Genomic DNA, 11,357 nt, shown 5'->3' with positions numbered 1-11,357 from the left:
ATTTTCTTTTTTATTAATTAAAAAGTTGAACGTCCACCAAAGGGAAAAATTGAGTAGTTCCTCAATATTGCTGTAGAAATTTTACTAAATTTGCAAAAAGAGTATGCAAAAACACAGCCGGGGCTGGAAATGCGATATTTTTCTTAAATAAAACTATTGAAAAACTCTGAAGTTTTTAGTCTTATTTTTCTACCTGTTTTATCATCAATATACTCTCTATATTGGTCGTTTATTGCGATAAACATTTGAAAAATATATTCATCATTAACATATCTAGGAAACTTGCCTTTTGGTAAAAAGTTTCTGATTTTTTTATGAGCATTTTCTATGCTTCCTTTTTGTCATGAAGAATATGTATCGCACTTATAAATAACTGGTATTTGTTTAATTTCATTTAACTTTACATTTTCAGAACCATTATCAATGGTTAAAGATAATATTGTTAAATTATGATGGTTAATTAGTGTAATAAGCGCTTCTTTAACCAATTCAGCATCTCGCCGTGTTAAAATCCCAAATAACATTCTCGTTTTTCTTTCGAGCAATGTTAAAATACATCATTTAGCTCTTAAATTAAGTATTACAGTGTCCATTTCATAATGACCAAACTCTTCTCTGTTTCTTATAGATAGCGGAGCTAAATGTATAGAAATTCCAAAATTAATCTTTGTTGATTGAGTTCCTTTTGGCTTTTTCTTCTTATTTTGCTGTTTATCTCAATGAGCTTTAGATATTCCTCTTTTGATTTAATAATAAATATTGAAAAATCTATTTCATGTACATAATCACAATCCATAAAGTCATAAAAAGCCTGCGGTGTAGGGACAAAAGCATTTTTATCTTCCAATTGCTCTTTATAATAATCAAGAAATGTAGCAACAGATATAAGTGGTTCAAATTTCTTTTCATCAATAGAAATTTGTTGTCCTTTAGATAAAAGTTTTTTAACTCGTTTGTGTTGTTTACTTCAGTATTTTGAAAAGCGAACAATATCTTTTCATTTTAATAAGGTATTTTGCCTTAATTGTTCAACTGGATTTTTAATATTTTCTATTTTATATTTATATCACTCATGATGTGAAACTTTAAAAATAGTTGTTAATCTCTTTCCACAATTACTACAGAATTTATATGAGTCTTCTGCTTTAAGATCTAATGTGGCTAGTTTTAAATTTTGCTTCAAAATTTTATTTGATATATTCATCAATTTTGCAATTTCAGTAAGTGAATTTGCTGTTTCAAAATGTTTAAACATTATTGCGAGTTTTTCAATGTTAAAATTTGTGATTTTCTGTTCTCTGATGCTATTTATTTCTTTATGCATCTTGTTTATATTTTCATTATTTAATGAATCCATAATCACAAAATGGTGGTATGCTTCTCTTTGTGTTTTTAATGCAACAGTCTTGTAAACCTGCTCCTCAATTTTTATACAAAAAATACTTTTTTTATTATATTTATTCTCGATTAACATATAATAAGTGTGGTTCCTTTCTTTTTGAAGCAATATTATTATAACAAGGAACTACAAAAAGCTGTTAACCCACTGTTTAGGTGGATTAGCAGCTTTTTAATTTATAAAATTTTCTTTTTTAGTGTATAAAACTGCAAGCAATTTTTCGCAGAAAAAATGACTGATTTCACTATGAAATCAGCCGATATTTTATTAAGAATTAATTACTTTTAAGACTTGAAATAAGGCGTTTTTGGAACTTTTCGTATTTAGCAGTAACTGTTAAATGTTGAGAATTATTTTTGTTGGTGAATTTTTCTCAAATTTTGGATTTATATATTCAAAATGCAACTTCAAAAAGTATAAATGTGATATATGCAGGTAAAATAACTGGAAAAATCTTGTTATATTGCAATGTTCTTTGATATTCATTAATTAAAGAATAAATACTAATATTCGCAAATGTTCCATAACTAATTGAATTTCTTAAGCAATCTTCTGATTGGAAAATAAATACTGCTAAAAGTTGTTTATTAATATAAGGGATAATATATCAAGTATAGACTTTTAGTTTACTTCATCCTAGAGCATAAAAGCGTTCAATTTTAGTTGCTGATATTGTATTAATGCTTTCAGCTATTTGCTTTGTTAGTTTTCTGAAACAAGAAATAACCAGAGCAATAGTTATAGCAGCATATGAGTGCATTAAAGGGTTAAAAATTAAGAATCAAATAAAAGTAGGAATAACTTTAAAAATAATTAATCCGATTTTACTTAAAATAACATTGTAATTTTTATTAATTCTCTCCGCTAATACATAAGCATAAAGTAAAGCAAAAATATAACCAAAAACTAACGCTACATAACCTTGTTGTAGGATTAATCAGTAATCTAGCATTAAATCATTTCAATTTATATTAGTAAAATCAAATTTAAAAACTAAGCTAAAATAATCCTCTAAAGTTTTGCTGTAGACTGATTCACTTCTTAGGGATATTAATCCTCAAATCACAATAGCAATATAAACTAAAGTCATTAATCATAAAACATATTTTTTTCAATTATATTTAAGTGATTTAATATCTTTTATACTTGGATTCGAAATTGCTTTTGATACTAAAAGAACTTTATTTAAGGCAAATAAAATTAATTCCACTAGCAAAATAAATAAAGCAATAAAAAGTAAAGTAATCCCAAGCGAATCTTTATATACTCTTAAATTACCAAAAACTACTCCTAAACCAGATATTCCAACTAAACCTAAAATAGTTAATCATCTAATATTAGATTCATAAGACATAAAGAAATTTAAGAAAAATTTAATTCTGATATTTAGATAAATATTTTTATAAAATGATTTAATTTTGCCGCTTCCAAGACTTATATCTTGATAATATTTTTTAGTAGAGCAGGATTCTATTAAATCAGCAATATAACGATTCATTCATAATCAAGTAAACCAAAAATAAAGCACAAATGAAGCTAGCATTGCACTAAAAGCATCCTTAAATAGCAAAATAAACACTATCACAGGAAAAGCTCTTAAAAGAAGAATAATAGTTTTTATTAAATAAGAAAAAGTCTTATGTTTATGGATGTTGCTAGCTGAAAAATATCCAGTTATTATTGCTAATAAAAATCCAGAAAAAGTACCTAGTGTAACTCCTTTTAAAGTTATTAAGAAATAATTTCAGTTAACTAACCATAAATTTTCACTTAATGCGTTACTAGTTGAATTAAATGCAAAAATTGACTTGAAATTACTTCAAGATTTTCCCCATTGAGGGGATGCGACAAAATAAAAGAATTTTAAGTTGTATAAAGCATAAAATAAGAAAGAAACAGCTAGAAGAATACTGATATATTTTAGTATTCTTTTTTGCTTAATCTTACTATTAAATATTTGTTTATTCATCAAAGTAAATTAACAATTCCTCTTTATCAAATTGTTCTTTTGTAATTATCTTTTGAATTTTTCCGCTTTTTACAGCAATCAGCTTATCACAATATTGCATTGCTAAATCTATATCATGTATAGCTGTAATAATTATTTTGTCGTTTTTAAGTCTTAAAAGGTGATTGTAAACCTTTTGCGAATTGTTTAAGTCTAAATTACTGGTGATTTCGTCACAAATTAAAATCTCAGAATTTTTAAATACTCCTGAAATAAAGTTAAATCTTTGTTTTTGACCAGTTGAAAGTTGATTTAATGGAGTTAAAGCATATTTTTCAACTCCAAATTGATTAAATAAACTTCATAAGATATTAATTTGTTCTTTAGTGAGAATTTTTCAGTACTTATTTCAAATATTAGAATATGCATTAAAGTTATACAAAATGTTTTTGTAAGCATCAAGATCATTTAAACTAAGCGTTTCGGAATCAGTGAATGAAATGTTATTTTTATATTGTTTTAATTGTTTGTTTTTTAATTTTAAAATATTTTGACCATTATATAAAATTTCGCCTTTTAACACTATACTAAAGTCAAATATGGATTTTAGTATAGTGCTTTTTCCTTCACCACTTTTTCCAATAAGACCAATTATTTCGTTCTTATTAATTTCAAAATTTAAGTCACTTAGTACTTCTGCACCTTCATAACTTAATGCAACATTCTTAAATTTAAGCATTATTCTCCTAATGAATTTTTAATTGTGTTTAAAACTGTTTCAATGTTGCTTTTTCCAAAGTCACTGAAACCAACGTTTTTTCCTCATGATACTTCATTACCTGATAAAGTATTTTTTAAAGCATCATAAATTATTTTGTATTGATTATCTGTAATTCTTTTAGATAAAAGTCCAATATTAAAAGGAAGTGGATCAGTTAGAGTTAGAAAACTAATCGTTTCCCCTTGTCTTGTAGCTGGATTAGTAGCATAAGCAAACTTAATTTTATCTTTAAAATGAGTTCAGCTATAGCTACCTTCATTATCAAAAAAGATGTGAATATCTTTATTTTTTTCTTCTGAGGCTTTTGATAATTTGACATTTTCATGAATCTTATTTGGGTTTTTTATTTTTAAATCCTCTAATGATTCGAATTGTTTCTTTTCAGAATTAAAATGTTTTTTCATTAAAGCTTCAGGCAAGATGTATTTGCTTCCTGAATCAGGTTTTCCAATCCCTAATCCATAAGAAATAAATTTATTTAAATTTTTATCATTTCAAGCTTTAACAATTTCTGCTGTCGTACTTTTATCTGCAACAATAGCTATCAAACCTCTTTGATATGAGACATTATTGTCATTATAAAAAGCTTGATACAATGAACCATCTCACTGATTTCCTGGTTTAGGTTCATTTCATTTTTCTGATCAACGAATTTTATCAAATACAACTTGTTCATTTTTAGCAGCTTGTTGTAAGTTCTCACCATTGTTGGTGTAAAATGCATTTAAAATATCTCCATTAAACTGCTTGGTGTAGGTTTGGATGACATTTGAATTCACTTCGTTTTCAATTTCTTTTTCATTTCCAATAATAGAACCTACAGAAATAAATCCTAAATCACTTTCGCCTTTAGTTAAAGAATCCACTACCACATTGTATGAATCACTTCCAGCATCCACTAAAGTAATTTTAAACTTCATATCTAAATGACCATTATTTTTTAAATAATCATTCATTTGAGTTTCGAGTTTATTTTTATACTCATTTAAATTAGTTTCATTCATGCTTGTTGGCTTAATTAGTGAAAGCTTAATTTCACTGTTATTTGAACATGAAACCATTGTTGCAATAGGACTAAAACCTAATGCAGCAAGTAATAAAAGTTTTAATTTGTTTAACTTCATAAAAAAATCCTTCCTGGACAGAAAGGATAGTAAAAGAGAAGACTCGCTACGCTAGTATTAACTAGATCAGCTTATAAGAGTATTTCTCAACCTGTAAAAACAAGTACCTCTGTCCTTGGAAGTATTATATAAGATTAAAATAATTTATCAATATCTTCGGGCGAAATATTTTCAACATAAACTTTATTTTTTTCTGTTGCTATTTCTTTAGTAAATTGTTTATCTCCTGCATCATAAGGTTCAGGTACAAACTTAGTATTTTCTTGAGTTAAAATTACTTCATCACCCTCAAAAACAGATTGGAAGAAATCATTTATTAATGTATCTGAAAGTTTGGTATTATTGAATTCTTTTTGCTTTTGAGGAAGTTTATTAGTATTAATTAAAGTTCAAGTTTGATACTCATTTAAAGTACAATAAACAAAATGGGTTGGTTGGGTGTCTAAATAATAAATTGCTGGATAAATGAATAATTGCACATAATCTCGGTTTAATTGTTGATTTAATGAATTAATTTTACCTTTTAGTAGCATTTTTAAATCTGGATTAATTGGTTTTTTCAAGACTTCATTAACTTTTCCACCTTCAAGCAGTTGCATATCATTAAAGAAGTAAACATAATCGAATGAATTTTTAATAACTTCTAAATCTGAACTGATAAAAATTGTAGTAATATCATTTACCTCAATTAATTTAAATAAAACTCTCATAAATTCGCTTTTTTCAAACTCATTAATTTGTTTTAAGCTATCTTGAATAAATAAGATTTGAATTTTATCTAAACTAAATTTAGTTAGCTTAATTTTAGCTTTATCTACTACATCAAGGTCCTTAAAAGGTTTAATGTAATTAGGAATTGAAATTGAAGATGTTTCAAATGACTCAATAAAACGAATCATAGCAGCCGAATTAAGCAGTAAGCACTTATTAGCTTTTTGCTTATTAGAAGCATATGAAATCATTAATAAAATAAGATTAAACATTCAATTTGTTGAAATAAAATGTTTAAATTTTTCAATTTCTAAAATATAGCTAAAATATGCCTCATTTTTATTTGGGGTAGCTTTAAGAATTTTATCTAAACAAGCAGAAATATCTCTTTGAGTTTTTTTAACATTAGACTTAAGGCGATTAAGTTTAAACTCTTTAGATTTTAATAAAGAATTAAATAACTTTTCTTTAGAATATTTCGATCACTCTAATTCAGCTTGAGCATATTTAATTTTTTCTTCTAAATCATGCACATCTACGATATTTTTATAATCAGAAATATGATTGTACTTCTTGTTCTTAATAGCCTCAATTGCTTTTTTATTGTTTCTAATATTGCTGTTTCATTCTTCTGCAGTATTTTTTGAAATAGTTATGTATTCTTTAATATTAAATGAGAATTCTTGTGAGATAAAATCCTTAATTTTCTTAACTGTAGTGTTTTTATATTTGTTTCTAATTTCTGTAAAGTTATTATTAATAAAAATATTAATTTCAGAATCAATTTCATTTTTCAGATTATTTAATTGTTTCTCATTTAAATATTTTAATTTATCAAAATTAAAGATTCAAATATTTAATTCTTTTCTCTTAATTAAAATATCTTTAAGCAAATCAAAATATTCTTCATTAATATTTTTTAAGAAATGTTTTTTCTTTTCAAGTAAACTAATTTCCTTACGGATTAAATTAATTTCAGCAATCATTACTTTCTTTGAATACTTAACTGTAGCATTTTTCAGATTTTCGTAGAAATTAATTTCTGTTTTAAGATCTCTTATTTTTAAATCATTTTCTACTTTAATTAAAGAAACATTATTTATTTGGTTCATATAGGCAAGTCGAATCTTACCTTCATCTATGAAACTTTTTTGTTCATTAATATTGCTGGTTTGGATTTCAGATTCTAAAAAACGATATTGATTTTTTAATTCTTTGAATAATTCAAAATATTCTTTTATTACTGAAATCATGTAATTATTAGCTAAAAAGATAATATTATCTAATGTGTTTTGTTTATTTTGCACATCATTATTATTAATTTTAAGATAACTCTCTGTTGCTTGTTGAAATGTTTTTAAAAACTCATTATTCATGTCCAAAATATTAGATGAATGAAGTCTAAGAATATTGAAAATAATATTTTTCAGTGTGTAATCTAAATTTGAATAAATACGATTTAAATTAGTTAAATTAGCAGCATGTGTAATTGAATGCAAACAATCTTTTCATAGCTCGTACAAAGGGATATTAGTATCATCTTGATTAATAATTTCACTAATATCAAAGTAAGCAATTTTATTTAATAATTCTTTTTTCTTAGTAGTAAAGTTAGCAGCCTTATTAAAATCAAAATAACTTTTAGCATGTGGATTAAAATATGTTACTGCACTATTAGGATCATGTAAAACAAAACTTGCTATTTTTGAAAATACCAAGTTTCTATTATCATCCGGTACATAAAAAGCAGTTTTAACCCCATGGTATAGGTCTATACATGGTATTGAAATATTAGTTTCAGGTCAAAAAGTGTATTTGCTTTTTTTGTATCCTTTATTAACAAATATGTTTTCTATTCTTAGAATTTTATGTTCTTTAGACATTTCACCTCTTAGTATGATAAATGATCATTTTTATTAATTAATTTAGAAACAACCATATATGAGTAGTAAATAACAAAGACATTAAATCAAATCTTAATTGGACTAGTTAAAATATGTTGTGTAATTCAAACAAAGATATCTTGATCATTTCCGTTTCCTAATGAATAAAGATCAGCAAAAGATAAAATTGGAATGTTAATTAATTCTAAGAAAGCACAGAATACTATAATAGGCACAAACACTAAATATTTACTTGTTTTCATAAAGAATCTACCAACAAGCACAAAAACAACTAGTAAACTCATACCTGAAGTCATTAGCGCAAGTAAAACTCATCTGTTTTTAATAAATCCATTCGAAATAATATCATCGCTGACTTTAAAGCCTATGAATCAGGCTATTACGGAAATTGCAACTAATAAAAATAGCGTTCCTGAAATACAATAAATATTTTTAAGTTCACGATTTGAAGAGTCTTGGTCAATAAATTGACGTTTGTTATTTAAAGCAACAATTTTATTAGCAATTTGAATTGCTTTTTTTCTATTTCCGGAAGCAGATTCAAATTTATATTTATATGCTAATAAATTAATTTTAATTGATAAACGGTTTAAACGGTATTCTTTTGAGAAAGCAAACTTTAAAAAGTTCATATAATAAAGTCCAAAAAGCCCTGAAATTAAACCGTTAACAGCTGTAGCAACAGTATACATTGGATTATATCCAGCAGGTGGTACGAATAAAAGTGAAATTAAATCAGCTACAATTCCGACAAACACCCCAATAACTGGACCGAAAATAAATCCTGAGATTTTAACCGGTAATCCGATAAAAGAAAATTTATAAGAAGGGATATTAACAATAGGGATAATTTGTGCAGCAACAACTGTGAAAGCAACTGAAATAGCAATTAAAATAGCAACAAAGACCATTTTTTTAATAGTTCATTTAGGAAATAATCCTAAATCCGATAATTTAATTTTTATTTTTTTAACTGGTTCTAATGTCGCTTTTTTCATATTTAAATTTTATAATATTTAGCTTAAAATACAAAAATATTCCAAAGATTTCTCCTTGAAATATTTGAATTTAAAATTACTTTTTATTCTTTTTGCTTTGTTGCTGTGAAATAGCTCTTTTTAACTCAAAATCTGAACGATATAAGTAATCATCAATTGCTTCAGCTAACCCATCTTGCTCCACTGCGCTGGTATAATATTTAGCAGCTGCTTTAGTTAATTTATCAGCATTATCCATTGCATATGAATATCCTGCTGCTTTAAACATAGGGATATCATTTGCGCTATCCCCGATTACCATTACATCTTCTAATGGGGCTTGAAAGACATTTTCACAAAGTCATTTCATTCCTGAAGCTTTGGAAATACCAATATTAGTTATTTCGATATATTTGTTTGATACATTAATAATATCAAGTGGAATTTGAGCTTGCAGACAAGCTTTATGGAAGTTTTCTAAATTCTGTGCTAATCCATAAGCTTCAATTTTGTGTAAATCTTCATTAATTCTACCATCTCTAATTCAATCATTATATTCATTAAATGTTGTTAAGAATTCATTTGTTTCTGGAGTTGAATTATACATGTAATATTGATCATTTCCCATGTAATATAAAGTCACTTGATGTTTAAGTGCTAAATCTCAAATAATCTCAGCTTTAGCTCTATCAATAAGCTCTGTATGTAAAGCTTTCTTTTCAAGATTATCATAAATCATTGCTCCGTTTGAACAACAAAGATATCTTACATTTAACTCATCAGCTAATCTTTGAATTTTAGCCAATGGTGGATTTCCTGTATTAATTACAAAAGGTATATTTTTTTCAGCTAGTTCACGAACTTTTGCACGATTAACTTCTGAAAGTTGTTTATCTGGAAATGGGTAAATTGTCCCATCTACATCACTAAATATTGCTCATTTTTTGTTCATATCCATATTATAAAACAATCTAATTTTATGCATAATTTTTAATCTGATTTTTTTCTTTATAGTCCTTAAAAATAGATATAAAATTATTATATGAATCAAGTTATAGAAATATTAAAAAACAAATTAAAAAAAGACGAAAAGCGACTTAAAAGATACAAATTATTGGATGATATTTTTTCAGTATTAATAGCACTTTTAAACATTTCTGCTATTGTACTAGCTTCAATTGTTCTTTCTAAGTTAATTAAGATTGATAACAAGCCTAATACAACTGATAGAGTTAATTATGAATCTTATTTATTAGTCGCATTACTAGCTTCGTTCATTATTATTTCGTTCTTTTTAAACTTATTTATAGCTATTTATCGTTACAATACCCATAGCGATTTATATAAGAAAATATATAACACTATTTGTTATATTCAAATCAAGTATGATAACGGACAAATCTCACAGCAAGCTATGAACAACATTATTGATGCTTTATTTCAACAAGCAAGTACTCGTAAAAAAATTGTTATTGCTGAAGTACTTAAAAATGAATTAACTACAGGGAGCAGATAATGAAGAGAGCTAAAAAAATTACTGCTTTAAGTGCTTATCATAGACTTGTAAAAACAACAAAAGCAAAATTAGGTATTTATGGTACTGTTTATTATTTATTAAATTTAATTATTATTCTAGCAACCTTATTTAATGGTTTAATTGCTGTTTGATACCTTGCTGGTGCAAGTAAATTTTATCCAGAAGGTGTTAATAATCCATTTCACACTTGATTAAATAATAACTCTAATTTAAACTACGTTATTGCAACCACTATTATTAATGCTTTAATTACTTTTATTAGCGGGATTTTATCTTTCTTTGTTATAAATAAAAAATATGCATTTTATTTAGCGAAACTTAATTTAATTAAATTTGAAATGGAATTATATAAACTTAAAATTATTTTTTATGAAAATCTTGATCAAAAGCAAGCTGAATTCATTTTATATAAAAGAACTCTTGCAATACTTGAAATAGATCGTTTTAAATCTAGTGATTTATCAGGAGGTTATTTACATGGATAAAAATTATGAGCCTATTGTAATTAAACTAGAAAAACAAATTAATTTTAAACCTAAAAACAAAACCTTAGATAAACCATTTAATGAAGAAGAGCTAAATATCAAGATTACTAAATTGAAAAGAAAAACATTTTTTAAATATAACTTTTCTCGTTTCTTCTTTGTGATTTTAAATGTAATAGCTATTTTTATTGCAGCAAGTATTGTTATCTTGAACTTATATGCAATTAGATTTAATAAATACCCAGAAGACACTATGTTATTCTTTGTATTAATTGCTGTTTTATCCGTTGTAACCACTTTAATTGTAAGTATTCAAAGCTTTTTAGGTATCACTAATAAAAAAGCTAAATTGCATGATAATGTTGTTAATATTCAAGAAGTAATTTCAGATATTAGTACTAAAAATTCACTTACAGTTGAAGATTATGATAATATAGCTAAATTAATTGAATAATCACCTGCTGGTGATTTTTTTTGCAAAAAATGTACTC

General features: G+C 25.6%; 11 protein-coding genes and 1 riboswitch. Of the genes, 3 read left to right on the top strand and 8 right to left on the bottom strand.

Going from position 1 to position 11,357, the window contains the following annotated elements; translation table 4 throughout:
- Positions 1-143: 143 nt before the first annotated feature.
- From Q8852_RS01490 to Q8852_RS01455, 8 genes are all read right to left on the bottom strand, one after another.
- Positions 144-653: an IS30 family transposase gene (locus tag Q8852_RS01490; protein WP_305938393.1), complete on the bottom strand. Its 510-nt coding sequence runs from the start codon at positions 651-653 to the stop codon at positions 144-146.
- A complete protein-coding gene (locus Q8852_RS01485; RefSeq protein WP_305938225.1) occupies positions 638-1,474 on the bottom strand; it encodes a hypothetical protein in 837 nt (278 codons plus the stop codon). The genes Q8852_RS01490 and Q8852_RS01485 overlap by 16 nt, the downstream gene beginning before the upstream one ends.
- A 199-nt stretch (positions 1,475-1,673) precedes the next feature.
- Positions 1,674-3,368, bottom strand: coding sequence for an ABC transporter permease subunit (locus tag Q8852_RS01480; protein ID WP_305938224.1), 1,695 nt, complete (start codon positions 3,366-3,368; stop codon positions 1,674-1,676).
- Positions 3,361-4,086: an ATP-binding cassette domain-containing protein gene (locus tag Q8852_RS01475; RefSeq protein ID WP_305938223.1), complete on the bottom strand. Its 726-nt coding sequence runs from the start codon at positions 4,084-4,086 to the stop codon at positions 3,361-3,363. The genes Q8852_RS01480 and Q8852_RS01475 overlap by 8 nt, the downstream gene beginning before the upstream one ends.
- Positions 4,086-5,252, bottom strand: a complete 1,167-nt coding sequence (gene cypl / locus Q8852_RS01470) for an ABC transporter thiamine pyrophosphate-binding lipoprotein p37/Cypl (RefSeq protein ID WP_305938222.1) — start codon at positions 5,250-5,252, stop codon at positions 4,086-4,088. Before cypl ends, Q8852_RS01475 begins: the two co-directional genes overlap by 1 nt.
- A gap of 26 nt (positions 5,253-5,278) precedes the next feature.
- A riboswitch (TPP riboswitch) is annotated at positions 5,279-5,373 on the bottom strand.
- 13 nt (positions 5,374-5,386) lie between these two features.
- The gene (locus tag Q8852_RS01465; protein ID WP_305938221.1) at positions 5,387-7,846 is read right to left on the bottom strand and encodes an MAG1360 family OppF-related protein; all 2,460 of its coding nucleotides are present in this window, start codon (positions 7,844-7,846) and stop codon (positions 5,387-5,389) included.
- An 8-nt stretch (positions 7,847-7,854) separates the two neighbouring features.
- The gene (locus tag Q8852_RS01460; protein WP_305938220.1) at positions 7,855-8,865 is read right to left on the bottom strand and encodes an ECF transporter S component; all 1,011 of its coding nucleotides are present in this window, start codon (positions 8,863-8,865) and stop codon (positions 7,855-7,857) included.
- A gap of 76 nt (positions 8,866-8,941) precedes the next feature.
- Positions 8,942-9,796 (bottom strand): HAD family hydrolase, encoded by an 855-nt coding sequence (locus Q8852_RS01455; RefSeq protein WP_305938219.1) that lies wholly within the window; start codon positions 9,794-9,796, stop codon positions 8,942-8,944.
- A gap of 90 nt (positions 9,797-9,886) precedes the next feature.
- Between Q8852_RS01455 and Q8852_RS01450 the strand changes: the two genes are divergently transcribed.
- From Q8852_RS01450 to Q8852_RS01440, 3 genes are read left to right on the top strand one after another with little or no spacing between them, the layout of a single operon-like run.
- A complete protein-coding gene (locus Q8852_RS01450) occupies positions 9,887-10,360 on the top strand; it encodes a hypothetical protein (protein WP_305938218.1) in 474 nt (157 codons plus the stop codon).
- On the top strand, positions 10,360-10,866 hold the full coding sequence (locus tag Q8852_RS01445; protein WP_305938217.1) for a DUF4231 domain-containing protein: 507 nt from the start codon (positions 10,360-10,362) through the stop codon (positions 10,864-10,866). Before Q8852_RS01450 ends, Q8852_RS01445 begins: the two co-directional genes overlap by 1 nt.
- Complete coding sequence (locus tag Q8852_RS01440) at positions 10,859-11,320, top strand: hypothetical protein (RefSeq protein WP_305938216.1); 462 nt, start codon at positions 10,859-10,861, stop codon at positions 11,318-11,320. The genes Q8852_RS01445 and Q8852_RS01440 overlap by 8 nt, the downstream gene beginning before the upstream one ends.
- The last annotated feature ends 37 nt before the right edge of the window (positions 11,321-11,357 follow it).

Source organism: Mycoplasma seminis (assembly GCF_030718845.1).
GTDB classification, from domain to species: domain Bacteria; phylum Bacillota_I; class Bacilli_A; order Mycoplasmatales; family Metamycoplasmataceae; genus Mycoplasmopsis; species Mycoplasmopsis seminis.
This window is presented reverse-complemented; position numbering and strand designations above follow the sequence as displayed.